Source organism: Humibacter soli, assembly GCF_054779035.1.
The window spans coordinates 224,070-247,849 of record NZ_BAAGYX010000002.1; the positions used below are offsets into that span (position 1 = coordinate 224,070).

At 66.8% G+C, this 23,780-nt stretch carries 23 protein-coding genes; 12 read left to right on the forward strand and 11 right to left on the reverse strand.

Translation table 11 applies throughout. The features are described 5' to 3' along the window. Nucleotides 1–30 precede the first annotated feature (30 nt). Nucleotides 31–495: an SRPBCC family protein gene (locus tag ACYVDN_RS14165; RefSeq protein WP_460572749.1), complete on the reverse strand. Its 465-nt coding sequence runs from the start codon at nt 493–495 to the stop codon at nt 31–33. Nucleotides 496–576: 81 nt separating this feature from the next. Then, nucleotides 577–1,323, reverse strand: a complete 747-nt coding sequence (locus ACYVDN_RS14170) for an SDR family oxidoreductase (protein WP_460572751.1) — start codon at nt 1,321–1,323, stop codon at nt 577–579. Between the two features lie 93 nt (nt 1,324–1,416). On the opposite strand from ACYVDN_RS14170, the gene ACYVDN_RS14175 reads away from it, so the two are divergent. Both ACYVDN_RS14175 and ACYVDN_RS14180 read left to right on the forward strand, forming a co-directional pair. Further along, on the forward strand, nt 1,417–2,064 hold the full coding sequence (locus tag ACYVDN_RS14175; RefSeq protein ID WP_460572753.1) for a DNA-3-methyladenine glycosylase family protein: 648 nt from the start codon (nt 1,417–1,419) through the stop codon (nt 2,062–2,064). A 130-nt stretch (nt 2,065–2,194) separates the two neighbouring features. Continuing rightward, nucleotides 2,195–2,623, forward strand: coding sequence for a hypothetical protein (locus ACYVDN_RS14180; protein WP_460572755.1), 429 nt, complete (start codon nt 2,195–2,197; stop codon nt 2,621–2,623). Here ACYVDN_RS14180 and ACYVDN_RS14185 read toward each other — a convergent pair. Next, nucleotides 2,603–2,950, reverse strand: coding sequence for a hypothetical protein (locus ACYVDN_RS14185; RefSeq protein WP_460572757.1), 348 nt, complete (start codon nt 2,948–2,950; stop codon nt 2,603–2,605). The two genes, ACYVDN_RS14180 and ACYVDN_RS14185, sit on opposite strands and share 21 nt — an antisense overlap. 312 nt (nt 2,951–3,262) lie before the next feature. Then, on the reverse strand, nt 3,263–3,586 hold the full coding sequence (locus ACYVDN_RS14190; protein WP_460572759.1) for a DUF7882 family protein: 324 nt from the start codon (nt 3,584–3,586) through the stop codon (nt 3,263–3,265). Between the two features lie 144 nt (nt 3,587–3,730). Here ACYVDN_RS14190 and ACYVDN_RS14195 point away from each other — a divergent pair, with 144 nt between their 5' ends. Then, nucleotides 3,731–4,393 carry a response regulator transcription factor gene (locus ACYVDN_RS14195; protein ID WP_460572761.1) on the forward strand — a complete coding sequence of 221 codons (663 nt, stop codon included), beginning with the start codon at nt 3,731–3,733 and terminating at the stop codon, nt 4,391–4,393. Nucleotides 4,394–4,402: 9 nt separating this feature from the next. On the opposite strand, the gene ACYVDN_RS14200 is transcribed toward ACYVDN_RS14195, so the two are convergent. Next, complete coding sequence (locus ACYVDN_RS14200; protein WP_460572763.1) at nt 4,403–4,894, reverse strand: MarR family winged helix-turn-helix transcriptional regulator; 492 nt, start codon at nt 4,892–4,894, stop codon at nt 4,403–4,405. 53 nt (nt 4,895–4,947) lie between these two features. Between ACYVDN_RS14200 and ACYVDN_RS14205 the strand changes: the two genes are divergently transcribed. Then, nucleotides 4,948–5,691, forward strand: a complete 744-nt coding sequence (locus ACYVDN_RS14205; RefSeq protein WP_460572765.1) for an NAD(P)-dependent oxidoreductase — start codon at nt 4,948–4,950, stop codon at nt 5,689–5,691. On the opposite strand, the gene ACYVDN_RS14210 is transcribed toward ACYVDN_RS14205, so the two are convergent. Together ACYVDN_RS14210 and ACYVDN_RS14215 are read right to left on the reverse strand one after the other, a co-directional pair. Further along, the gene (locus ACYVDN_RS14210; protein WP_460572767.1) at nt 5,669–6,763 is read right to left on the reverse strand and encodes an ABC transporter ATP-binding protein; all 1,095 of its coding nucleotides are present in this window, start codon (nt 6,761–6,763) and stop codon (nt 5,669–5,671) included. The genes ACYVDN_RS14205 and ACYVDN_RS14210 overlap by 23 nt on opposite strands. Nucleotides 6,764–6,835: 72 nt before the next feature. Next, on the reverse strand, nt 6,836–7,771 hold the full coding sequence (locus ACYVDN_RS14215) for a DUF5996 family protein (RefSeq protein ID WP_460572769.1): 936 nt from the start codon (nt 7,769–7,771) through the stop codon (nt 6,836–6,838). A 224-nt stretch (nt 7,772–7,995) separates the two neighbouring features. Here ACYVDN_RS14215 and ACYVDN_RS14220 point away from each other — a divergent pair, with 224 nt between their 5' ends. Beyond that, complete coding sequence (locus ACYVDN_RS14220; RefSeq protein ID WP_460572771.1) at nt 7,996–8,541, forward strand: YbhB/YbcL family Raf kinase inhibitor-like protein; 546 nt, start codon at nt 7,996–7,998, stop codon at nt 8,539–8,541. On the opposite strand, the gene ACYVDN_RS14225 is transcribed toward ACYVDN_RS14220, so the two are convergent. Together ACYVDN_RS14225 and ACYVDN_RS14230 are read right to left on the reverse strand one after the other, a co-directional pair. Continuing rightward, nucleotides 8,446–9,453, reverse strand: coding sequence for a hypothetical protein (locus ACYVDN_RS14225; protein WP_460572773.1), 1,008 nt, complete (start codon nt 9,451–9,453; stop codon nt 8,446–8,448). The two genes, ACYVDN_RS14220 and ACYVDN_RS14225, sit on opposite strands and share 96 nt — an antisense overlap. Continuing rightward, nucleotides 9,450–10,076: a MerR family transcriptional regulator gene (locus ACYVDN_RS14230; protein ID WP_460572775.1), complete on the reverse strand. Its 627-nt coding sequence runs from the start codon at nt 10,074–10,076 to the stop codon at nt 9,450–9,452. The genes ACYVDN_RS14225 and ACYVDN_RS14230 overlap by 4 nt, the downstream gene beginning before the upstream one ends. Nucleotides 10,077–10,125: 49 nt before the next feature. On the opposite strand from ACYVDN_RS14230, the gene ACYVDN_RS14235 reads away from it, so the two are divergent. The 3 genes from ACYVDN_RS14235 (at nt 10,126) to ACYVDN_RS14245 (ending at nt 14,040) form a co-directional block, all read left to right on the forward strand. Continuing rightward, nucleotides 10,126–12,075, forward strand: coding sequence for a beta-galactosidase (locus ACYVDN_RS14235; RefSeq protein ID WP_460572777.1), 1,950 nt, complete (start codon nt 10,126–10,128; stop codon nt 12,073–12,075). Between the two features lie 76 nt (nt 12,076–12,151). Continuing rightward, nucleotides 12,152–13,300 (forward strand): mandelate racemase/muconate lactonizing enzyme family protein, encoded by a 1,149-nt coding sequence (locus ACYVDN_RS14240; protein ID WP_460573530.1) that lies wholly within the window; start codon nt 12,152–12,154, stop codon nt 13,298–13,300. Beyond that, nucleotides 13,297–14,040 (forward strand): FadR/GntR family transcriptional regulator, encoded by a 744-nt coding sequence (locus ACYVDN_RS14245; RefSeq protein ID WP_460572779.1) that lies wholly within the window; start codon nt 13,297–13,299, stop codon nt 14,038–14,040. Before ACYVDN_RS14240 ends, ACYVDN_RS14245 begins: the two co-directional genes overlap by 4 nt. A gap of 17 nt (nt 14,041–14,057) precedes the next feature. Here the strand turns inward: ACYVDN_RS14245 and ACYVDN_RS14250 are convergent, their stop codons facing one another. Next, complete coding sequence (locus tag ACYVDN_RS14250) at nt 14,058–14,558, reverse strand: GNAT family N-acetyltransferase (RefSeq protein ID WP_460572781.1); 501 nt, start codon at nt 14,556–14,558, stop codon at nt 14,058–14,060. Between the two features lie 126 nt (nt 14,559–14,684). On the opposite strand from ACYVDN_RS14250, the gene ACYVDN_RS14255 reads away from it, so the two are divergent. From ACYVDN_RS14255 to ACYVDN_RS14270, 4 genes are all read left to right on the forward strand, one after another. After that, on the forward strand, nt 14,685–15,623 hold the full coding sequence (locus ACYVDN_RS14255) for a hypothetical protein (RefSeq protein ID WP_460572783.1): 939 nt from the start codon (nt 14,685–14,687) through the stop codon (nt 15,621–15,623). 85 nt (nt 15,624–15,708) lie between these two features. Beyond that, a complete protein-coding gene (locus ACYVDN_RS14260; protein ID WP_460572785.1) occupies nt 15,709–19,182 on the forward strand; it encodes a carbohydrate-binding protein in 3,474 nt (1,157 codons plus the stop codon). Nucleotides 19,183–19,285: 103 nt separating this feature from the next. Then, complete coding sequence (locus ACYVDN_RS14265; RefSeq protein ID WP_460572787.1) at nt 19,286–20,776, forward strand: alpha-L-fucosidase; 1,491 nt, start codon at nt 19,286–19,288, stop codon at nt 20,774–20,776. 27 nt (nt 20,777–20,803) lie between these two features. After that, nucleotides 20,804–21,895, forward strand: a complete 1,092-nt coding sequence (locus ACYVDN_RS14270; RefSeq protein WP_460572789.1) for a LacI family DNA-binding transcriptional regulator — start codon at nt 20,804–20,806, stop codon at nt 21,893–21,895. A 174-nt stretch (nt 21,896–22,069) separates the two neighbouring features. Here the strand turns inward: ACYVDN_RS14270 and ACYVDN_RS14275 are convergent, their stop codons facing one another. After that, complete coding sequence (locus ACYVDN_RS14275; RefSeq protein ID WP_460573532.1) at nt 22,070–23,332, reverse strand: APC family permease; 1,263 nt, start codon at nt 23,330–23,332, stop codon at nt 22,070–22,072. Nucleotides 23,333–23,780 lie beyond the last annotated feature (448 nt).

Here is a 23,780-nt window from a genome sequence, read left to right on the forward strand (position 1 = left end):
CGTGTCAGACACTGACCGGCTCGGGGCGCGTCAAGGATGGCTGAGGTATCCGGCCAGGTTCGCCAGGGACGACGCCATCCCCACGGCGTGGTCCTCCGGCGAGATGCCAGCTGGAACACTGTCGGCACGTATCTCCACGCGCGTCTCGTCGCCCTCCGAGACGAGCTCCCATGTCATGGTCATCGTGCCGGCGTTGGCGGGGTCATCCGAAACGAAGTCCACCGCCTGCACGACTCGCACGCTCGGGACGAGCTCGACGAAGCGAGCTTCGACGACGTCCGAGTCGTCGCTGGCCTTTCCGTGCGCAGTGGATGCGTCCAGGTAGGTCAAGACGAGGCGGTAGCCCCCGCCCGGGCTGGCGTCGAACCGATTGAATCGTCCGCTCATCCCCTCGGGTGGCAGCCATGTCAGCAGCGCTTCCGGGTCGACGAGGGCGGCATAGATCCTGGCCGGCGACGCGTCGATCGTCCGCGCGGCAAAGTCCGTTCGGCTCATGTCGCCTCCTTGACGCGAAGGCCCATGCCTTCAGACACTTAACCTACTCGTTAAGTGATAGATCCGCTCAGGTCGCGCCGCTCAGATCGCGAGCCCTGCGCCGCCGGAGACCACGATCTCCTGGCCGGTGATGTAGCGCGCGTCATCCGATGCGAGGAAGGCGACGGTGCCGGCGATGTCCTCGGGCGTGGCGAGGCGTCGGAACGGATTGTTCTCCGCCATGACAGACATCGTGCCCGCGACGTCCTCGGTGGATGTCCGGATCGATGCCCTCGTCATGGGTGTGTCGGTCATTCCGGGGCTGACCGCGTTGATGCGGATCCCTCGCGGCGCGAGCTCGAGGGCGAGCGTGGGGATCATGGACAGCATCGCTCCATGGGATCCGGCCGCGACGCTGCTGCCCGTGAGGGCTCGAGTGGCGCCGATGCCCACGGTGACGATGACCGAGGCGCCGTCCGCGAGCAGGGGCAACGCCTTCGCAAGGGTGAAGAACACGCCTTTGGTGTTGACGGAGAACACCTCGTCGTATCCGGCCTCGTCCGCGGTCTCCAGTGTCATCGGATGGTTGACTCCGGCGTTCAGGAAGAGGGTGGTCAGCGTCCCGACGCGTTCGCTGACAGTGTCGATGAGTTCGTCGATGCCTGACAGGGACCTGGCATCCGATCGCAGCACGAGCACATCGCGAGGTAGGTCCGCTCGTGCTCGTTCGACGCTCTCGGGCCGTTGCCCGGTGACCGCGACGCGGTAGCCGCGGTCGTGAAGTGTCCGGGCGGCGGCCATTCCGATGCCGCTGGTGCCGCCGGTGATCAGGGCCGTGGGTGTTGACATGTGGGATGCTCCATCGTTGTTGCTCTGCTGGATCGGGCGGCATCAGTTCGAATCCTTCTGGACTATACAGTCCATGTTTGGAAGGGTGTCGGTATGACCATGACGCGTACGGGAAAGAGCGCGACTCAGGAGCAGCGGGAGGCCGCTGCGTACCTCGGCTCGCTGGAAGATCCACTCGCGCCGTGGGTGCGGTCGGTCGGGACCATCGATGCCTACGACGCGCACCTGCCTGTCACCGTGACGGATCCGCTCGAATGGTTCGCGTATTCCATCACGTCACGACAACTCAGCCACGCCGCCAGCCTTGCGATCTACCAGCGCCTGGTCGAAAGGCTCGGAGGCGCCGTCACGCCGGAGCGGGTGCTGCAGGCCGGCGAGCACACCCTGCGGGAGGCCGGACTTTCCGAGCGGAAGAGCTGGACGATCCGCGCGTTGGCCGAGCTCATGTTCGACGGCGGACTGGACGCCGGAACGCTGGCCACTATGACCGACGACGACATTCTCGGGAGCCTTGTTGCCGTACCCGGGATCGGGCCGTCGTCTGCCCAGCGGTTCCTTCTGCACTTCCTGCACCGACCGGATGTGTTGCTCGTCAGTGATCCGACGCTGCGCGAGGCGCTTACAGCGGTGGACCAGCTGGATCGCCCGATCGCGCCCAAAGCTGCTGAGCGACGCGGCGAGGCATGGCATCCGTTCCGCTCATACGCCACGACGTACCTCTGGGGCTACGCGTACGGCTGAGCTCCTCAGGCCGAGGATGCCTACTCCGAGGAGAGTAGGCAAAGGTACTCCGGCCGACCCATGACAGGCCGCCACCGCGGGGACAGAATGGCGCGTGAACGACCCGATCCGCCGAGGAAAGGAAGCGCCGATGTCCATGCCAACGAGTTCCCCCGATGTCCTGGTCCGCCGATCCCGCGAAGCCCTCAGCGCCCTCGCGCTTCAGTTCCTGCTCGGCATGGGCACCAACCTCGTCGGGAGCCCCGAAGAGAACTCCGGTGCGGGCGCCGTGGTTGCGGGCATCCTGCTCGGTCTTCACGCGCTCGTCGGCATCGGTGTGATCGTCGTGTCCGTGCGGGTCTGGATGACCGCTCGGCGCACCGGTGTCGCGCAGGGCAGTGCGCTGTGGGCGTTCATCGTGATCATCCTCACGTTCCTGCTCGGCGTCGGCACGATGTTCACCGGGAGCGGCTGGCTGTCGTTCCTCATGGCCCTCGGATTCATCGTGGCCGCTGCACTGTACGGGGCCGTCGGTGCCGGCGCGCTGGTGCGCACGTCGTCAGCGCCGCACCTCGAGTAGCTCGGTTCGCACCGCCGTTGTTCCTGGACTGCTGATCGCGGCCCCGGCGTCTCCGCCGACCAGCCGCCGTGCGATCGTTGTCAGGGCATCCGCGACGAAGGCGGCAGCCTGGAGAGCCGACATGAAGTCGCGTGATGCCGCGTGGATGAACACCTCGTAGTCCAGCGCGGATGCCTCTCGATCGTTGGCCTCAATCTTCAGGTGGGTCTGGAGGATGGCGACGTCGTGCTCGAGCCGGGTGAGCTCGCCGACGAGCGCACATTCGAGATCACCTGGTGATCGGAATCCAGAAATTGTGAACGAACGAGTGAATGCAACCTGGGCCACGTAGCGGTCCCTCCCCCTGGCCGGGTTGGTACACCAGCCATTTAGAGAGACTCACCATTCCGTCACTTAAACGCGCAGACGCTCGATACCCAGAACACGCTCAGGAAGGCGCCGGACGAAAAGCCGCGGGGCTCATCATCACGATGAGCCCCGCGCGCCGGCATCCACTGCGTCCCACCCGCCTCCCTTGGGACCGATCTCACCCCTAGCGGAGATCGAATCCTCTGGAGTACGACACCTGCCGGATATAAGGGACGCTATTCGCTCCTGGCCGAGGAGGAAAGCCCTTGACATGCGGCAGGCGATCGCGCATCACGCGCGCGTGCGCACCTCGGCCGGCTGTCGCTGCTCATCGGTGAGAACGACCCCGCGAGGGGTGTTCGCCGCCGACAGCAGCCGTCTGAGCCACTCGTCGTCCAGAGCCGGCACCGAGCCGTCGGCGTACGTGAAGAACACAGGATGCCTGGGCGTGAGCCACAGCGACCGTCGGCCGCCGCCCTCGGGCGAACCGCCGTCCCACCACGTGAGCACGAACGGCTCGCCGCGGCGGAACTTGTTCACGATCACCGTTTCGAGATGGATGAGCACCTGGTCATCCAGCTCTACCTCCAGCTGTCCGTGGTTCAGTGTGCCCATTTCAGTCTTGCTCCTTCGGGTCGCGTCGAGACCGGTGCGAATATCGCCCCGACGGTGGGTTGGGGATGCCCAGTGCAAAGGTAGGAATAAGCAGGGGTGAAATCTTCACCCCTAAGGGTGAAACCGACTTATTAGGCTGAAACGATGGCTCTCACTGTTGCGCTCATCAACGACTACGAGGTCGTCGTGCGCGGCCTCGCCTCGATGCTCGCTTCGTATCGCAATCGCGTCGAAGTCGTCGAGCTCGACCTCAATCGAGAGGTCAGCTCATCCGTCGATATCGCTCTCTACGACACGTTCGCGTCACCGCAGGGGGACAGGTATCGCGTGAAATCCCTCGCGGCCAACCCTTTGATCAGCAAGGTCGTCGTGTATTCGTGGAACGTCGACGACGACCTGGTGCGTGCGGCACTGTCGAACGGGTCAGCCGGCTACATCTCGAAGGGGATGTCGGCGCGAGAGCTCACCGAAGCGCTCGAGGGCATACACGCGGGCGCCAACCAGGTGTACGCCACCCCCTCCAATGCCACGATCGTGGCCGGGGATTGGCCGGGGCGTCAGGAGGGTCTCACCCAGAGGGAGGCCGAGGTGCTGGCGCTCATCACTCAGGGCTTCACGAACGACGAGATCGCCGATGTGGCTCATCTGTCGATCAACTCGGTGAAGAGCTACATCAGAAGCTGTTATCGCCGAATCGATGTCGACAGCCGCACGAAGGCGGTGCTCTGGGGGATCGAGCACGGGTTCCGTCCCGACTACGCGCGCGTCACGAATCCCGAGCCGGCGCCGGGTGAGGGCGGGGACTGAGCAGGAGACTCAGTCGGACTCGGAGAACTCCGCCACGGCCTGCCGGCCTGCGTCTGCTGCACGCTCGAGGAAGCCGGCGATCAGCTCGAGCTCTGCCGGGGAGTACGAGTCGCAGACGGCATCCAGCTGGGTGTTCATGCCGTCGTAGTGCTGGAACACGGCACCGATCGCCTCCGGACGGACCGAGATGACGACGGCACGGCGGTCATCCTTCGCGCGTTCGCGCTGGATCCAACCGCCCTTCTCCAGACGGTCGATGACACCCGTCATGGTCGCGGGATGCACGCCGGCTCGTCGGGCGAGGGCGCCCGGACTCGCCGGGCCGTGCTGCGCCAAGAAATCGAGGCAGTCCAGGTCGATGTCGCGCAGGTCGACCTGGGCCGAGACGTGGTGCGAGAGCAGAGCGATCTGGTTGTTCACGTCGCGGAATCGCCGCTTGAGCTCGCTCGTCGTGCGCCTGCGGGCGCGAGCATCCTCGTTCTCGCCCATAGATGTTCTCACTCTCATATTGTATGGTTTTCATATCGTCTGACATCGGTGACAAGGAGAATCTAGTGAACATCGTGGTGTTCGGGGCCAACGGCCCAACGGGACGTCTGGTGGTGAAGGGAGCACTCGAACGAGGGCACGTCGTCACCGCAGTGACGCGCAACCCTCAGACCTTCCCGCTCCAGCACGAGAACCTCAGGGTGGAGCGCGGTGATGTGCTCGACCCCGAGTCGATCGCACCGGCGGTTGCCGGGCAGAATGCCGTGCTCTCAGCCCTCGGCGTGCCATACGGCAAAGGGGAGATCACGACGTACTCGGCGGGAGCCGAGGCGATGCTTCACGCGATGGGCATCCACGGCGTGCGACGCCTCGTGTCCGTGAGCTCGAGCGCGGTCGATCTCGAGGCGGGACCGCACGGTGGCCTCTTCTTCGAACGCGTGCTGCAGCCGTTCGTGACGAACGTGCTCGGCAAGACGTTGTACGACGACATGAAACGCATGGAACGCATCGTTTCTGAGAGCGACGTCGACTGGACGGTCATGCGCCCGTCAGGCCTCTTCGACGCGGATGTCGTCAGCGACTATCGCATCGCGGAGCGCTACGTGCCGCAGAAGTTCACGTCGCGCATCGATCTCGCGGATGCCATGATCCGCCAGCTCGACGACCGCCGCTTCGTTCGTACAACGGCGGCCGTCGGCACTGTGTCGGGCGCCCCTTCCGTGGTGCAGCTGATGATGCGCGAGGCATTCAAGCGCCCGCCGAGGAAGGCGGAGCCGACGGAAGAGCTCAGTCCTCGACCGGTCCGTTGAGGCGCTCTCCGCTTGCAACGTCGAACAGGTGCACACGGTGCGGCTTGGCGGTCACATAGATCGTGTCGCCGGCGTTGGGGTGCACCCGACCGTCGACGCGCGCGATGATGTCGACGCGCTTCTCGTCGACCTCGGTGTGCCCGTACAGGTAGCCATCCGCTCCGAGTTCCTCGACCAGGTCGACGGCGACCGTCAGACCCTGGCCTGCGGAGGTCGAGATCACGATGTCCTCGGGGCGTACGCCGAGGGTGATCTGCTGCCCGGTCTTGGCGAGCACCTCCCGCTCGACGGGAACGACCGCAGTGCCGAACTGGATGCCGCCCTCGTTCACATCGGCAGTGAACAGGTTCATGGAGGGGCTGCCGATGAAGCCGGCGACGAACACGTTGTTCGGGTTCTCGTACAGTTCGCGCGGTGTGCCGACGTGCTGCAGAAGGCCGTCGGCCAGCACAGCGATGCGGTCGCCCATGGTCAGAGCCTCGACCTGGTCGTGCGTGACGTACACGGTGGTCACGCCGAGACGACGGGTGAGGGACGAGATCTGCGTGCGCGTCTGCACGCGCAGTTTCGCGTCGAGGTTCGACAGCGGCTCGTCCATGAGGAACACCTGCGGCGATCGCACGATCGCACGACCCATCGCGACGCGCTGACGCTGACCACCGGACAGCGCCTTCGGCTTGCGGTTCAGGTACGGCTCGAGGTCCAGCAGCTTCGCGGCCTCGAGCACACGCTTCGCCCGCTCGTCCTTGTGCACACCCGCGATCTTCAGCGCGAAGCCCATGTTCTCCGCAACGGTCATGTGCGGGTAAAGCGCGTAGTTCTGGAAGACCATCGCGATGTCGCGATCCTTCGGCGGAACATCCGTGACGTTGCGCTCGCCGATGAAGATGTTGCCCTCATTGACCTCTTCGAGGCCGGCCAGCATTCGCAGCGATGTCGACTTTCCCGATCCCGAAGGCCCGACCAGCACCAGGAACTCGCCGTCGGCGATGTCGAGGTTCAGCTTGTCGACCGCCGGCTTGGCCACACCCGGGTAGATGCGCGTCGCCTCGTCGAAAGTCACCGTAGCCATGTCATATCTCCTTTGCACCGGCATCCATGAGCCGGATGATTCTCAGTAGTGGGGTGGAAGTGTGAAGTCGAATCACGCGATGTCCTGCTCGACGGGCCAGTCGCCGAGCGTCGCTGCCGCCTGGTAGGTGCGTTCCAGGAACTCGAGGACGAGAGCGTCTGGGTCGGGCGAACGTCTGACCGTTTCGTAGGGAAGAAGGAACTCACCGAGGTCCGCGTCGTAGTAGGCGCCTTCTGGCATCGGGGCATTCTCGAATTCGCCGGGTTCGGGGTACGCGTACGAATAGAAGGCGCCCTCTTCGCCGCCGCCCGGCCAGAAGCCGGCGCTGCTCAGTTCGCGCGAGTACCCCTCGACCATCACACTGTCGGGGCAGTTGGGCGCGCCGCCGGGATGCCTCGGTGCCGGTCGTCCCGAGAATCGGGTGACGGCGAGATCTATGGCGCCCCAGAAATAGTGGACCGGGCTCGCCTTTCCGCGGAATCGCGACCTGTGCAGCTGAAGAACCCGCTGCGCCTCGATGAGCTGGCTCCAGAAGGCGTGCGCGTGATCGGGAACGTAGGTGCAATGGGCGGTGTCTTCGAAGAACGGGGTCGCGACCAGCACCTCATTGGGTGTCGGATGGATCGTGACCTCGACGTCCAGTTCGCGGAGGACGGCGAAGATGTCGGCATAGAAGTCAGCGACCGAGTGGCCGGACAGTGGGAAGCCGCGTTCTTCTCCCGAGCTCGTCTGCACGGTCAACCGATGGCTGGAGAAGTCCAACTCGATCTCGAAGACCCCACGGCCGCCAGGGATCGGCCCGGTTGTGATGCCGCGCGGGCTCAGGTACAGCGCGGCATGCCACCAGTGATTGACCGGTGGCGACACCGTCATCTTGATCTTGCCGACGATCTGGGTCCACATGTGCACGGTGTCGCGCGTCGGCTTCCACGAATCGACGCGTAGCGAGGGCCACGCGCCGTCGTCGGTCGACGGCGTGCGCGCGGCGGAAAGTCCGGTTCTAGCCATGAGGGGTCCTGAGAACTTGTTGAAGCGGGCCGCCCGTGCGAGCGCGCGACAGTTGCAGCTCCGGCTTCCACCTCTGGCCAACCCGAGAACGAACGGCACGTGCCCGCATGAACGTCCCGAACGTCATCTGGCTCGTGTCGTCAGAGTATCTCTGTGGCCGCAAATGCGATGCGCGTAACCTGGGCGACGGTGTCCGGGTGCGTGACGCCGGAGGAGGAGTGGGCGTGGCGCTGCCGCACAAGCCTGGCGATCAGGCCTTGCTCTGGAACGACCCGAAGTTCGACGCTCAGGAGAACTTCCGGCTTTTCGCCGATTGGGCGGAAGACGGCGACACAGGGGAGATCCCCGATCGCTTCCGCGGGCACGTGTTCCGCAGGAATGTCTCGCCGGCCCTGTCGTGGTCGCCACTCCCCGAGGGCACGGCGGAATTCGCGTTGGTCGTTCAGGACCCTGACACACCCATGTCCGGGGCATCCACTCACCTCGTCGCCGTGGTCGACCCGTCCGTTGTGTCACAGCTTGCGGACGGCGAGCTCTCCAAGGGCGCCGCTCCTGCCGGTGTCACGCTGGGAAAAGGCGGCTTCAAGCTCGGGTGGGCCGGGCCGCTGCCTCCCAAAGGACACGGCGCCCACCGCTATGTCTTTCAGGCGCTCGCGCTCGACCGCACCCTGGGGCTAGCGGCTGGCTTCCGTCTTCGCGAGCTGACCGGAGTGCTCGGCGGCGGACTGCTCGGGCGAGCCCAGCTGATCGGGATGCACGAGACTCGGTGAGAGCCGGGGGCCGCTCGCGACCACGATGACCGCCGCAACGACGCAGCCGATCGCGAGCGCCCATCCGCCCAACAGGAACACGCCGCTGGGCTTCACGATGGACTGACCTGCGAGCGCCTGGAAGGTCACGATCGTGAGCGTTCCCGCATACGCGACCGTCGCGATGGCCACGAGACGGAACCGCACCCGGTCGTCGGCAAGGGCGCGCCAGCGCCGGCCGAGCCAGCCGATCAGGATGGCGAAGAGGGGCAGCAGCTGAAGCGCGTGCATCCCGACGAAGTGGGGGATGCGGAGGTCTCCGCCGACGGTGCTCCAGCCGAGGAAGGGGAGTCCCGGTCCGCCGTCGGGCAGGCCGACCGTGTGAGCGCCGATGATGCCCTGGAAGTCGGAGATCTGCCCGGGCGTCGGCCCGGTCATCAGGTAGGCGAGCCCCATGCCGATCAGCGCGATCACGGCGCCGGCGCGTACCGCGAACGTCGTGGATCGCGTCGGCAGGCGCAGGAAGAAGACCGCGAAGGTCGTGATGAAGGTGCAGACGTAGAGGACCGTGATCGACACGGCCATGACTCCCCAGATGGTCTGCGCAAGCGGGGTCGAGACGTTGAAGTGGCTGGTGGTGCCGGCCGCGGCGGCACCGATGATGAGTGCCTGCTCGATGATCAGCGCGACGGCGATGATGGTTCCGGCGAGGTGCGCCGCGCGGCGCCAGCGGGGCAGATGGGCGATGAGCCAGGCCCAGGTGACGCTGTACAGCAGGATGGATACGGAGAACTTCAGCGGCTTGTCCCACACGTCGAGGCCGGTGATCTGGCGGTGGTCGACGAGCAGACCGACCAGGCAGACGATGGTGCTCACGAGCATCAACCCGGCGACCGTCATGAGCGGACGGTGCCAGGCGAAGACGGACTTCATGTCATTCTTCTCTCATTCGTGACGACGGCCTGAGCCATGCGACGCAGGCCGAGAGCGAGGGTGTCTCCGAGTACGGTGCCGACGACGACGAGCTCGGTCATCCGTGCCGGATCGGGGATGGCGGCAACCGTGCGCAGGTCGGCTTCGGCCTGCTGGCGTGCGGCCGTTGCGTAGCTGTCGAGGTAGTCGTCGGGCAGGGGGAAGCCGGCGTTGTCGAACGCGTCGATCACCTGTGCAGCGATGCCGCGGCCGATGTTGTCTTCGCAATCGGCCCAGCCGGAGCGGATGACCAACGCATCCACCCGCTCGAGCGCCTGAGCACTCGGCGGAGCCACAGCGGGCACGGCTGACCGCGACACCGCCTGCTGGGCGACGTCGAAGGCGTGGCCGACGGGAGCGCCGGGTTCGTCGAGGGCATCGAGCACACCGTGAACGGCGGCGATGGACAGTTTGCCCACCTCGAGCATCGCCCTGATGAGCTTCAGCCGGCGTTCGTGCTCGTCCCCGTATACGGTGCGGTTGCCGCCGACGCGCTCACCGGCGGGCAGCAGTCCCTCGCGCACGTAGTACTTGATGGTGGCGGCCGGAGTGGCTGAGCGTTCGGAGAGTTCGGAGATGAGCACGTCACCGATAGTAACACTACCGGTAGTGACGCTACCAGTGTCTCGCTCAATGACATCCGCTCCCGTTGTGCCAGGGTTGGTCGACATGATCTATTACGGCGGCGACTACAACCCGGAGCAGTGGCCGGAGTCCGTCTGGCAAGAGGACGTACAGCTGATGCGCGAGGCCGGGGTGAACCTCGTGACGCTGGGCGTGTTCTCGTGGTCGCGCATCCAACCCGCCGAGGGCGTTTTCGACTGGGAGTGGCTGGATCGCATCCTCGATCTGCTGCACGAAGGAGGGATCGGCGTCTGCCTCGCGACGGCGACGGCCTCGCCTCCGCACTGGCTGAGCGTCGACTATCCGCAGTCGCTGCCGGTGACGCGCGACGGAGTGACTCTCGGCCCCGGAAGCAGGCAGCATTACGCGCCGACCGCGCCCGACTACCGCAGGTTCGCGAGCGAGCTGGTCAGGCGGATGACGGAGCGATACGCCGAGCATCCTGCCGTGCAGATGTGGCACATCAACAACGAGTACGGATGCCACCTGCACGCCGACTACTCGATCAACGCCGAGCTGGCGTTCCGCGAGTGGCTGCGCGAGAAGTACTCGACGATCGATCGCCTGAACGAGGCGTGGGGCACCGCGTTCTGGTCGCAGATCTACGGAAGCTTCGACGAGGTGCTCCCACCGCGCACCGCTCCGTACAGCACCAATCCCACCGGCTGGCTGGACTTCAAGCGGTTCACCTCCGCCGCGTTCCTCGACCTCTTCAGAATGGAGAAGGGGATCATCCGTGCCGCCGGCGCCGAGCAGCCGGTGACCACCAACTTCATGGGTGCGTTCGAGCCGATCGACTACTGGTCGTGGGCCTCGGAGCTCGACATCATCTCGGATGACAACTACCCCGATCCGGCCGACCCCGAGTCGTTCCGCGGGTCCGCCTTCACCCGCGACCTGATGCGCTCGCTCGGCGGCGGGCGGCCTTGGATCCTGATGGAGCAGGCGGCGAACGCCGTGAACTGGCGGCCGGTGAACGCCCCGAAGGCGCCCGGCCAGATGGCAGCGCTGAGCAGGCAGGCGATTGCTCGTGGCGCGACGGGCATCCTCTTCTTCCAATGGCGACAGTCCCGCTCGGGCGCCGAGAAGTTCCACTCCGCAATGCTTCCGCACGGGGGAACGGGGACGCGCACGTGGCGAGAGGTCACCGAGCTGGGACGCACGCTCGCCGAACTCCCCGAGGAGCGAGCAGCGGATGCCCGGGTCGCGGTTCTTCTCGACTGGGAGAACTGGTGGTCGCTCGGCGCGCCCGACCATCCAGCCCAGCTCGACTACCTGGCGAACGTGCAGGCCTGGCATGCGTCGCTTCACCGCAAGAACGTTCTCGTCGACCTCGCGCACCCGGGTGCCGACCTCAGCGAATACGATCTCGTGATCGCACCCCAGCTCGGGCTGATGAGCGACGACACGGCATCCCGCCTCGCCGAGTGGGTCGAGAGCGGTGGGACCCTCGTCACGACGGCGTTCACCGATGTCTCCGACCTCGATGACCGCTTCCTCACCGGCGGCTTCCTCACGCGGCTGAAAGAAGTCGTCGGCGCTCACGTCAGCGAGCATGAGGGCCTTCCGACCCCGTTGGATGTCGAGTTCGATGGCCGGACCGTCGTGGCATCCACCCTCGCCGAGGTGCTCGAGGTCGCCGATGCCGACGTGATCGGTCGATTCCGAGGCGGATGGCGCGACGGCCGGCCCGCGATCACCCACAGGCGGAGCGGAGCAGGGCACAGCATCCATGTCGGGTTCATCCCCGACCAGGCGGGTCTGTCCGGCATCGTCGACCGTGCGCTTGAGACCGCCGGGCTCGCTGGATTGAAGCAGCCGAGCCCTGAGGGCGTCGAGCTGATCCGGCTGGCCGCGGGCGGCACGCTGGCCATCAACCACAGCGGCGAGCTCGTTGCCGTCTCGGTGGGCGGCGAAGATGCCGAACTCGAGCCGTTTGCCGTGCGGGCGGTCGGGTAGACATAACCCGGATATGACAAGTCACTAACTTGTATGATGACCTGTGAGCTCGCCGAAGGGCTCTCGAAGGGTCGTCATGTCGCATCCGGATGCAATCCGTTCCGTCCGTCTCCGCTCCGTGCGTCTGCCGCTGGCCACGCCGATCAGCGACGCCAAGGTGCTCACCGGTCGCCAGCGGCCGATGACCGAGGTGGCGATGCTGTTCGCCGAGGTGCTCACCGAGCAGGGGCACGAGGGACTCGGGTTCAGTTACTCGAAGCGCGCTGGGGGCGACGCCCAGTTCGCGCACGCCCGAGAGGTCGCACCGGTGCTGATCGGGCGCGACCCGAGCGACATCCAGCGGCTGTGGACCGCGATGGTGTGGGCCGGCGCCTCGGTGGGACGCAGCGGCGCGGCGACGCAGGCGATCGCTGCCATCGACAATGCCCTGTGGGACCTTAAGGCGAAGGGAGCTGGACTGCCGCTCGCGAGGCTGCTCGGCGCCCACCACGACGCGGTGCGTTGCTACAACACGTCGGGCGGGTTCCTGCACACGCCCATCGAGCAGGTGATCGAGAACGCCCAGGCGTCGCTGGCTCGGGGCATCCGCGGCATCAAGATCAAGGTCGGCCAGCCCGACGCGCGTGAGGATCTTCGAAGGGTCCGCGCTGTGCGCGAGGCTCTCGGCGAGGACGTGCCCCTGATGGTCGACGCCAATCAGCAGTGGGACCGACCGACCGCCATCCGCATGGGCCGCGCGCTCGAGGAGTTCGGTCTGGTGTGGATCGAGGAGCCGTTGGATGCCTACGACGCGGCCGGCCACGCTGACCTCGCGCGGGCGCTCGATACTCCGATCGCGTCCGGTGAGATGCTCACCAGCGTGCGCGAACACCGCGACCTCATCGAGGCGCGGGCGGTGGACATCCTGCAGCCCGACGCTCCTCGCATCGGCGGCATCTCCCAGTTCCAGCGGCTGCTCGCGCTCGCCGACGAGGCAGGCCTCGACCTGGCGCCCCACTTCGCGATGGAGCTGCACCTGCACCTCGCCGCCACCTACCCCCGCGAGCCGTGGGTCGAGCACTTCGAGTGGCTCGAGCCGTTGTTCGAGGAGCGACTCGAGATCGTCGACGGCAAGATGCCCGTGCCCGACCGACCCGGCATCGGCGTCACCCTGAGCGGCGCGGTCCCGGGGTGGACGGTCGCCGACGTGACGGTGATCGACGCCGTGGGCGGTGCGGACTCGTGACGGCATCCGGCGCAGGGGCGGCGACCGGCACCACGGCGGAAGGTGCGAGCGGTGCGGGTCGACCCCGTCGGTCGGAGCAGCTCGCCGCCGACCTGCTCGACCTGATCCGTTCCGGTGTGGTGCGCCCCGGTGCGAAGCTGCCGACGGAGTCCGAGCTCGGCGATCGGTTCGGGGTCAGTCGCACGGTCGTGCGTGAGGCCATCGCCCAGCTCGGCGCCGCGGGAGTGGTGCGCTCGCAGCAGGGCCGTGGCACCTTCGTGCTCGCCCTGCCGAATGAGACACCGATCACAGTGGGCGCGTCACAGGTCGACGACCTTGCCGGACTGCTCCAGCTGTTCGAGCTGCGCACCGCCGTCGAGGTGGAGGCCGCCGGCCTCGCCGCTCGGCGCCGCACCGCCGACCAGCTCGGAGCGCTGCGCACCGCGCTGGCCGCGATGACGGATGCCGCGCGTGACGCCGCCGCGTACGACCCTGCCGCTCACGTCGCCGCTGACTTCGCGTTCCACGTGGCTGTTGCTCGGGCCACAGCGAACCAGCACTTCGTCGCGCTTCTCGACGCCTGGGGTGTCGGGATGCTCGCCGTGCCGGGGGAACGACTCAGTCACGACGACGAGCGAGTGCGGCGGCTCCAGCATGAGCACGCAGCGGTGCTCGACGCGATCGCGGAGGGCGACGCGGTGGCCGCCCAGGCGGCGATGCGCACCCACCTCGTGGCGTCACGCAGGCGTCTCGCCGGCTGAGGTGGTATGCGGGGTGGCTACGACGACTGCCGCACCATCACCTCGAACGACTCCGTCACTCTCACCGTGCGGAACCCCTCGGTCAGATACAGCCGGCGTGCGAAGTTGTCCGGCTCGACGGCGAGGCTGACGCGGGAGTGGCCGAGCACTTTGGCCTGTGTGAGCACGGCGCGCAGCAGATCGCGACCGATCCCGCGGGCGCGCCAGAGCGGGTTCACTCCGATCGTGAGTTCGGGCACGCCGGATGCCACGAAACCGTCGCCCGCCGATTCCGGTGACAGCACACGGGCCCACGCCGCTCCGACCGAGCTTCCCCGTTCGTCGACCGCGATCGCACCGAAGTCCGACGGGCGCTTCCAGCCGGAGAGATACAGGATGGCGCGCGGGTCGTCGAGCACCGCGATACGTGAACGACGTACTCCCGTCGAGGCGGCAGCACCGTTCACGGCCTCCACGAGCATGTCGTTCAGGTGCGCGATGTCGGATGCCACGGCATGCCGTATCGTGTAGCGCTCCATGTCCGGACTGTAGGCGCACCGTGTTACAGCGGGGTTACATGGGGGCTCGATCGTTTCGTTGTATATCTATTGGCATCGATGCCATTTTGTGTCATGATGACTCGACCAAAGGTGGATGGAGCTGCGATGACCGTCTCTCGCAAAGCCCGTTTCGTGCGCAGACCGTTCGTTCTCGTCGTTGGAGCGGCGGTGATCGTCGCATTGGGTGCCGTCGCTCTCGTCATCTGCCTGGCCCCGAGGCCGATCGGAACCATCGACGGTGCCGCCGTCGGCCAGGACGAGCTGACGTTCCAGATCGACCTCGCTCGCCACGAGGGATTGGACGATGCGACCGCTCGCAGGAAGGCGCTGGACGCCATCGCTCAGGACCACGCACTCGTCACCCTCGCACACGACGCAGGGGTGACATCCATGACGAGTCCCGCCCAGATTCTGGATGCCCGTCAGCAAGCCAACACGACGAAGCAGGCCCTCGCGGCGAGTGGCCAGGTGGTCTACGGAAAGACCACCTACACGCCGCAGGAGTTCTACTCACGCACCCTCAGCGACCTGCGCAACAAGCTGGTCGAGGCACTGAGCAGCGGCAGCTCGCCCCGGGTGGTCGTCACCGATGCGCAGGTCGGCGCGAACCTCAGGGCGCACCTCGGCGATTGGTCGGCCGGTGCGACGACTTACACGGTGACCGCGTTGTCGGTGCCGGCCGCTACGGACGGCAGCGCCCCGGCTGCGCTGGTCGGCGACGGCCCGCGACCGACTCTTGAGCTGCTGGCGACGAGCATCCCCGGCGCGACGCTGAAGGCCGAGACCATCGGTCCGGACACTCTCGATGCTGCCGGGTTCTCGCCCGACACCACGCAGCAACTACAGGACGCCACAGTCGGCAGCACAACGGAACCCTTCACGCAGCGAGGCACGTGGGTCGTGCTGCGTGTCGACGCACGGAACGTGGATGCCGCCGCGGCGCTCGCGAAGCACGGAGACGAGCTGCGGGCGAAGCTCGTCGAGCAGAAGGTCGACGAGCTGATCGAGAAGACCCGTCGCGCGGAGACCGACGACCTCAAGTAGTGTCCGCGACCCGCGCCGACGCGGACACGGATGAACCACCAAGCACATTCGGGAAGAAACACATTCGGGAAAGAGGAAGACACCTATGAGAGCTGTCAGAAGCGGTGCGCCATGGCGTTGGCCGGCCACCGTCAGCGCGGCGGTGGTCGCAGCGCTGCTCACGTTCGGGGTGACGGCGCCGGCACACGCTGCGGGCGCCGATCCATCGTCTGAGTGGGCAGGCAACACTGCGAACACCACAGGCGGAACCGACTACTACATCGACTCCTCCGGCGGTGACGACAGTGCAGCCGGCACCTCGCCCGGTGCGGCATGGAAGACGCTCGCCAAGGCGAACGCGACCACGTTCCAGCCCGGCGACCGCATCCTGCTCAAGGGCGGCGACACCTGGAACGACGAGCAGCTGTGGCCGAAGGGCTCGGGAACCGAGTCGGCGCCGATCACCATCGACGCCTACGGGAATCCGGATGACGGACTGCCCTACATCTCGACAAACGGTCATGTTCCCGCAGCTCTGCTCGCAAACGGCACGAAGAACCCTGACACCGTCGGACTCAGCGGCGCGGTCGTGCTGCGCAACCAGGAGTACTGGAACATCGCGCACCTGGAGCTGTCCAACGATGACGACTTCAACACGAACATGACCACAGGCAACGTCGTCAGGGACGGCGTCTCGGTCTCGATCAACGCAGACCTGTTCGCCCCCGGCGACAACACGATCATGCACGGCATCCACATCTCCGACCTCAACGTGCACGACATCGACGGCCCCGACTCCTGGCAGAAGATCTACGAAGCGGGCGTCGACTTCCAGGTCTTCGGCAAGAACCAATACGGCAGCTACGGCACCGGCGGGTACTACTTCCAGGGCTCACGAGTCGAGAACAACACCTTCACCCATGTGGAGTTGAACGCCGTGCAGTTCGGCTTCAACTGGTGGGGCGACAGCGTCGGCTACAACGACTCGACTGGCAAGTTCCACGAGGGTTGGGAGCAGCTCTGGATCCGTGATCGCGACCTCTACAGCCGCGACATCTACATCGGCCACAACTACGCGGAGAGCATCGGCCAAGGCGCGTATCAGTTCGGCGACATCAAGAACCTCGTCGCCGAGTACAACGAGGCGAACGGATGGCTGCAGCGCTACAACGGTGTCTCCGCAGGCCTCTACCTCTGGGCGGGCGCCGACTCGGTGATGCGCTACAACGAGATCTACGGCGGCCCCGCGCAACAGTACGACGCCACCCCATGGGACCTCGAGTACACCAACTTCAACGTCACGTACGAGTACAACTACTCGCACGACAACCTCGGCGGCTGGATGTCGTACATGGGCAACAGCTCGAACTCGATCGCGCGCTACAACCTGAGCGTGAACGACAACGGCGTCATCTGGAAGAACATGCTGTCGACGAACTACTCGCCGACCTACGTGATGAACAACGTGATCGTCTACGACGGCTCGAAGCTCAGTTCGTTCCACGACGCCGTGCTGAAGGACAAGGTCTACTTCGCAAACAACATCTTCTACAACAGCTCGAAGACGACGACCACGAAGTGGTTCACGCAGCCGGGCGCGCTCGCCAACGGCGTGTTCACGAACAACGCCTACTACGAGGCCAGCGGCAAGTACTCGCCGAACCAGCCGACCGACGCGCATGCCGTGATCGGTGACCCGCAGTTCGTCGGCAACCCTGCTGACTACGCCAAGACCGCCAGCGTCGACGACATCCTCACATCGGTGGCGCCGTTCGCGATCTCGCCGACATCCCCTCTCGTGGACAAGGGGCGATACAACGCGCACATCGGCACCAAGGACTTCTTGGGCAACGCGAACTACCGCGGCAAGGCACCTGACATCGGTCTCGCCGAGACGGCCAATGGCGCCGTCGTGACGAACCCGGTCGACACCGATCCGATCGAGAACATCGGAAAGGACGGGCGCACCGACCTCGCGCTGAACAAGCCGATCACGGCGACCTCGACGCACGCCGGAGCGCAGTACGCCGCATCGCGACTGGTGGACGGTGACAAGACGACCAGGTGGGCCGCGGATGACGTGGTGACCTACCCGCTGAACATCGACATCGATTTCGGCGCGCCGACCGCGTTCGACGAGGTCGACCTGTCTGAGTTCACGGACTCGGGCACCAAAGCGAGGGTGGCGAACTACTCGTTGCAGAAGTGGGATGACGCCACGAACTCGTGGGTGACGTTCTCGACGCAGTCCGCGATGGGTGTCAGCGCCGTGGTCAAGGACTTCGGCGTGGTCACGAGCTCCAAGCTGCGTCTCTCGATCGCGTCGCTGCTGCCCGGCTCGACCGGCACCCCCACGATGACCGAGATCGGCGTGTACAGCACGAAGCCCGTCACGGACCCGACCGTCACGCCCGACGCCGCGGTGTTCGACCGCAACGCCGCGAAGGCCGACGCAGCGGACAACCAGGTCGCGTTCACCGTCGACCCCGACGGCGACACACTCCAGGCGATCAACTACGTCACGCCGGCCGGCGCGATCGTCGGCGCCCTCGGCACGGACGACTACACGACGAGTGACGCGGACGGCAAGACGGTCTATCGCATCTCGCCGGCGTTCCTCGCGGGCAAGGACCTCGGCAGCTCTGGGCTGCAGTTCTCGTTCGAGTCGACCAAGACGGTCAAGGTGTCGGTCGAGATCATCGACTCGACGGCGTTGACGGCCGCTGTCGCCGACGCTGATGCGCTGAAGGCGAGCGACTACACCGCGGATTCGTGGGCGTCCGTGAAGGCGGCGCGGGACGCCGGTGCAGCGGTTCTCGCCAAGTCCGGCGTGACGCAGGCCGAGCTGGATGCCGCGACGTCGGCCATCACATCGGCGAAGGCTGGTCTGGCGTCGGCGGTGCGGACGTTGTCGGTGGAGCCGTCGGCGGAGGCGTTGCCGACGGGGACGGCTGCGGCGGGTGCTGCGGTGTTCCATGCGACGTTGGCGGACGGTTCTACGGTGACGCTGACGGATGCCGACGTGACGGCGTCCGGCTGGGATTCGTCGAAGGCCGGGACGGTGCCGGTGACGTACACGGTGCGGTCGGGTCTGGTCGCCACAAGCGGCAGCCCCGTGACTGCCACGGTGTCGTTCGTGTTCGCTCCCGCGTGGTCGGCATCGACGGCGTACACCGCCGGCGGCAAGGTCGTGTACGACGGCACCCTGTGGGTGGCGTCGTGGTGGACGCAGAACCAGAAGCCGGGCGATGTGAACGGTTCGTGGCAGCAGGTGCGGACCGCGCCGGATGGCACCGCGATCTGGACCCCGACCCGCGTCTTCAACACCGGTGACGTGGTCGTGTACCAGGGTGAGCGGTACAAGGCCGACTACTGGACCAGGAACCAGACACCAGGGGACCCGAACGGTCCGTGGGAGCAGCTGTCGACCACCAGCGACGGGACCGTGCTGTGGACGGCATCCCGCATCTTCACTGCCGGTGACATCGTCAGCTACCAGGGCAAGCTGTACGAGGCGAAGTGGTGGACCCGCAACCAGGCACCAGGAGACGCGAAGGGCCCCTGGCAACTGGTCGGCTGACCCACCTGACACATCTGCCCGGGAGGCCACACCACGGCCTTCCGGGCAGACGTATGATGCCGCTTCGGCACGACACCGCTCCGCAGAAAGGATCTCCTTGAACATGACGAATTCCGGGCTGCCCCATCTCGCAGCGCACGACGCGGCGAGCATCCGCGAAGCCTCCTTCGTGCGCCCGTCGGAGCGTCAGGTGGCGTGGCAGCGCATGGAGTTCTACGCGTTCATCCACTTCGGCATGAACACGATGACCGACCGCGAGTGGGGCCTCGGCCACGAGTCGCCCGAGCTGTTCGACCCGACCGCGCTGGATGCCGGGCAGTGGGTCGACGCCATCGCCTCAGCAGGGATGACGGGCGTCATCCTCACGTGCAAGCATCACGACGGCTTCGCGCTGTGGCCCACCAAGGTGTCGTCGCACAGCGTGGCGTCGAGTCCGTGGCGCGGCGGCGAGGGGGATGTCGTCGCCGAGGTCGCCCGAGCGTGCGCCGAGCGCGGGCTGAGGTTCGGCGTCTATCTCTCGCCGTGGGACCGCACCGAGCAGAGCTATGGCAGCGGCCCTGCGTACGACGACTTCTTCGTCGCGCAGCTGACCGAGCTGCTCACCGGGTACGGCGAGATCTTCACGGTGTGGCTCGATGGCGCGAACGGCGAGGGGCCTGACGGCCGGCGGCAGTACTACGACTGGGACCGCTACTACGAGGTCGTCCGCAGCTTGCAGCCGAACGCGGTCATCAGCGTCTGCGGCCCCGATGTGCGCTGGTGCGGCAACGAGGCAGGGCACACCAGGCCCGACGAGTGGAGCGTCGTGCCGGCGTCGCTGCGCGAGGCGGAGGGCATCGCCTCCCGCTCGCAGCAGGCGGATGACGGGGAGTTCGCCCGTCGTGTACTGAGCGACGACGCCGATCTCGGAAGCCGTGATGCCCTTCTCGCCTCCACCGAGCCGCTGGTCTGGTACCCGGCGGAGGTGAACACCTCGATCAGGCCAGGATGGTTTCATCACCCGGCGGAGGACTCGGCGGTGCGCTCGGTGGACGAGCTGTTCGAGATCTACCTCTCGAGTGTCGGCGGCAACGCGACATTCCTGCTCAATGTGCCGCCCGCGCGCGACGGGCTGCTCGCCGATGAGGACCTGGATACGCTCGCCGCACTCGGTGACCGTATCCGCGCGTTCGACGCGAGCGATATCGCGGGTTCCGCTGCTGTCACTGTGTCGAGTGGTGAGGTGGCTGACCGGGGATGGCGTCCGGCGCCGACCGGCTTGCCAGAGACGCTCTCGCTGACGTGGGATGCGGCGCGCACGATCGACGCGGTCGCGCTGCGGGAGGACATCCTGATCGGGCAGCAGATCGAGAGTGTCAGCGTGCGAGGCACCAGCCCCGACGGCGAAAGCCTCGAGCTCGGACGGGCGCGCTCGGTGGGGTATCAGCGCATCATCCGGTTCCCTGCCGTCGAAGTGATCGCGCTCGAGATCGAGCTGGACGCGTACCGCGGCCCGTTCGCGCTCACGCAGGTGCGGGCGTTCGCCGCGTCGAGCCCAGTCGGCAGCGTCGACCTGAGCACCGGCTCACGCAATGGCACGGATGCCAAGGCTTAACACAGATCGGCTGGCGATGATCGGGGCATGGAGATGAGCGGCAGCGTCGCAGCGAGCGACCCGGTGGCATCCGCAACGGATGTTGACGCGACAGAGACCGCGGCAAAGGTGCAGCGCATCCGCCAGCCCACCATGGCCGATGTCGCGTCGCTCGCGGGGGTGTCGCCTCAGACCGTCTCCCGCGTCATGCGCGGTCATCCCAATGTCAGCGACGTGACTCGGCTGCAGGTCGAGGCCGCCATCGAGAAGACGGGCTACCGGCGCACGGGGCTGGCCCGCGCGCTCGTGACCGGGCGCAGCATGACGATCGGGGTTCTGACCCACGAGTCGGATCAGTATGCGGGGGCATCCATGATGCTCGGCATCCAGCGGTCGGCACGCGCGAACGGATACTTCGTGAGCGCGGCGGGCACGACCTCGGTCTCACCCGCGGCGCTCAGCGAGGCGATCGAGCATCTGCGCAACCAGGGAATCGACGGGCTCGTCGTGGCGCTGCCCGTGTGGGACGAAGAGTCGCTCGAGCATGCGACGGCCGGGCTGCCGACTGTCGTCATCGACGCCCTGGCGTCAGAGGTGGGCGAGATCATCGCCATGGACCAACTGGCCGCAGGCACGATCGCTGTCGAGCACCTGCTCGGCCTCGGGCACGAGACGGTCTGGCATGTCGCCGGCCCGGCAAGCTGGAAGGACGCCGCCGGCCGAACAACGGGATGGGAGCGCACGCTGCGCGAGGCCGGGCGCACGCCGCCGCCCGTGCTGCACGGCGACTGGACGCCAGAATCCGGCTACCGCAACGGTCAGATCCTCGCCCGCATGGACGACGTGACAGCGGTCTTCGCGTCGTCGGACGAAATGGCGTTCGGCATCATGCGCGCCCTGATCGAGCACGGCCGGCGTATCCCGGGTGACGTGTCGGTGGTCGGCATGGACGACATCGCCCTCGCCCCGTTCGCCGCGCCGCCGCTGACGACCATCCGTCAGCCGTTCGAGCAGATGGGCCGCGTCGCCGTCGACCACGTCGTGCGGTTGATCGAGGAGACCGAGGCGGAGGGCGACGCCATCACGATCACGCCCGAGTTGGTCATCCGTCAGAGCACCGCCGCCCCCGGGCGCCGCTGAGGCGCGCGATCGAGGCACACGAGCGCTCGCGGCGGGCACCCACACTCCGTTGCGATCCAACGATGCCATCCATCTCGCCACGGCGGTGCGATTCGGTGTCGACGACATTGCGACCTCTGACGTGGAACTCGGCCAGGCAGCCCGAACAGCTGGGCTAGGAGTTGTCGCTCCGAGCTAGCGGCTCCCGCCGCCGCTGACACGCAGGCGGATCGCGCGGTACGCGACGCCTACGGCGAGCACGATCACGCCGGCGATGATCGCGGGCACCGGCAACGTGACGACGAGGATGACGCAGCCGACCGCTCCCGCGACGGCGAGGAACCGAGGGTAGCGGCGATTCTCGCGGCGCTGCGTCCACGCGGAGGCGTTCGCCACGAAGTAATAGAGGAGTACGCCGAACGAGGAGAAGGCGATCGCGCCGCGCAGATCCGTGAAGGCGACGAGCACGCACACGATCAGGCCGACCGCGATCTCGGCCCGGTAGGGCACGTGGAACCTCGGGTGCACGGCGTCGAACCACCCGGGGATGTCGCGCTGACGCGCCATGGCGAGGCCGGTACGACCGATGCCCGCGATCATCGCGAGCAGGGCTCCGAGCGCTGCGGCCGCAGCACCGATGCGGATGACGATCCCTGGCCAGTCCGCACCCGTCGTCTGCGCGACGGCGTCTAGCGGGGCGGTCGCCGAGGCGAGTCCTGCTGCACCGAGCGCGTGCAGAGCGGAGACGGCCACGAGTGCGTACACGACCAGCGTGATGCCCAGCGCGGTGGTGATGGCCCGCGGAATGGTGCGCGAGGGGTTGATGACCTCCTCGCCCATGGTGGCGATGCGGGCGTATCCGGCGAACGCGAAGAAGAGGAGCCCGGCGGACTGCAGCGTGCCGTACAGCGTTACGGGCGGCCCGGCCTCTGACGCGCTCGCCGCGGTGTGAGTGAAGCCGATGATGACGGCCACTGTGAGCGCCACGAGGGAGATCGCGACCAGGATGCGCGTGAGCAGAGCCGTGCGCGTGACCCCGAGGGCGTTCACCCCGGTGAGCACGAGTACGGCGACGATCGCGACGGGCTTCACCCAGGCGGCAGGCACGGCGTAGGTGGCGAACGTGAGAGCCATCGCCGCCGAGCTGGCCGTCTTGCCGATCACGAACGACCATCCGGCAAAGAACCCCGGCCAGGCGCCAAGCTGTTCGCGTCCATAGACGTAGGTGCCGCCCGAGGTCGGGTACTGAGCGGCGAGCTGGGCCGACGACGTGGCGTTGCAGAACGCGATGAATCCTGCGATCAGAAGCCCTACCAGCAGGCCGACACCCGCTGCCTCGGCCGCCGGGGCGAACGATGCGAAGATGCCGGCACCGATCATCGACCCGAGCCCGATGACGACGGCGTCGCCCAGGTTCAGGCGTCGCGCCAGCTGTCCGCCAGACGGGGCGCTCGGCATGGATGTCACGGCAGTCGTCTCCTTCGGGCCGTCGGCGCTCATTCTCCCCGACGCGTGTAAACTGCGGGGCCGTCATCCACGTCGCGTCCCGCGTGGGGTCCCGCCGAGTGTCGCCCCACCACCCCACCTGCCGCGGAGTCGTCGCCACCCCACACCACCTGCCGCAAAGTCGTCGCCAACCCACACCACCCTCAAGTCGTCGCCACTTGTTGCGGCATCCATGTCCACGAACGCACAACAACTGGCGACGACTTCGCGGGGCAGGGCGGCGTGGGGGATGGCGTCGGGCGGGGATGGCGTCGGGCGTGGGTGGGGTGAAGGGGGCGGGATGGTGTCGGGTGGGGGTTGGGCGAGGGGTGCGGTGGGGTGCGGGCGGGCCGGGGAGGGGCACCGGTAGGTTGGTATACCTACCCCTCCCGCTGCCGAAAGGACTGCCGCGCGGCCATGC

What these genes read in the sequence shown, in the direction of transcription:
- ACYVDN_RS14165 (WP_460572749.1), bottom strand. Translation starts at nt 495, where the DNA reads ATGAGCCGAACGGACTTTGCCGCGCGGACGATCGACGCGTCGCCGGCC.
- ACYVDN_RS14170 (WP_460572751.1), bottom strand. Translation starts at nt 1,323, where the DNA reads ATGTCAACACCCACGGCCCTGATCACCGGCGGCACCAGCGGCATCGGA.
- ACYVDN_RS14175 (WP_460572753.1), top strand. Translation starts at nt 1,417, where the DNA reads ATGACCATGACGCGTACGGGAAAGAGCGCGACTCAGGAGCAGCGGGAG.
- ACYVDN_RS14180 (WP_460572755.1), top strand. Translation starts at nt 2,195, where the DNA reads ATGTCCATGCCAACGAGTTCCCCCGATGTCCTGGTCCGCCGATCCCGC.
- ACYVDN_RS14190 (WP_460572759.1), bottom strand. Translation starts at nt 3,586, where the DNA reads ATGGGCACACTGAACCACGGACAGCTGGAGGTAGAGCTGGATGACCAG.
- ACYVDN_RS14195 (WP_460572761.1), top strand. Translation starts at nt 3,731, where the DNA reads ATGGCTCTCACTGTTGCGCTCATCAACGACTACGAGGTCGTCGTGCGC.
- ACYVDN_RS14210 (WP_460572767.1), bottom strand. Translation starts at nt 6,763, where the DNA reads ATGGCTACGGTGACTTTCGACGAGGCGACGCGCATCTACCCGGGTGTG.
- ACYVDN_RS14215 (WP_460572769.1), bottom strand. Translation starts at nt 7,771, where the DNA reads ATGGCTAGAACCGGACTTTCCGCCGCGCGCACGCCGTCGACCGACGAC.
- ACYVDN_RS14225 (WP_460572773.1), bottom strand. Translation starts at nt 9,453, where the DNA reads ATGAAGTCCGTCTTCGCCTGGCACCGTCCGCTCATGACGGTCGCCGGG.
- ACYVDN_RS14235 (WP_460572777.1), top strand. Translation starts at nt 10,126, where the DNA reads ATGACATCCGCTCCCGTTGTGCCAGGGTTGGTCGACATGATCTATTAC.
- ACYVDN_RS14240 (WP_460573530.1), top strand. Translation starts at nt 12,152, where the DNA reads ATGTCGCATCCGGATGCAATCCGTTCCGTCCGTCTCCGCTCCGTGCGT.
- ACYVDN_RS14250 (WP_460572781.1), bottom strand. Translation starts at nt 14,558, where the DNA reads ATGGAGCGCTACACGATACGGCATGCCGTGGCATCCGACATCGCGCAC.
- ACYVDN_RS14255 (WP_460572783.1), top strand. Translation starts at nt 14,685, where the DNA reads ATGACCGTCTCTCGCAAAGCCCGTTTCGTGCGCAGACCGTTCGTTCTC.
- ACYVDN_RS14260 (WP_460572785.1), top strand. Translation starts at nt 15,709, where the DNA reads ATGAGAGCTGTCAGAAGCGGTGCGCCATGGCGTTGGCCGGCCACCGTC.
- ACYVDN_RS14265 (WP_460572787.1), top strand. Translation starts at nt 19,286, where the DNA reads ATGACGAATTCCGGGCTGCCCCATCTCGCAGCGCACGACGCGGCGAGC.
- ACYVDN_RS14270 (WP_460572789.1), top strand. Translation starts at nt 20,804, where the DNA reads ATGGAGATGAGCGGCAGCGTCGCAGCGAGCGACCCGGTGGCATCCGCA.
- ACYVDN_RS14275 (WP_460573532.1), bottom strand. Translation starts at nt 23,332, where the DNA reads ATGCCGAGCGCCCCGTCTGGCGGACAGCTGGCGCGACGCCTGAACCTG.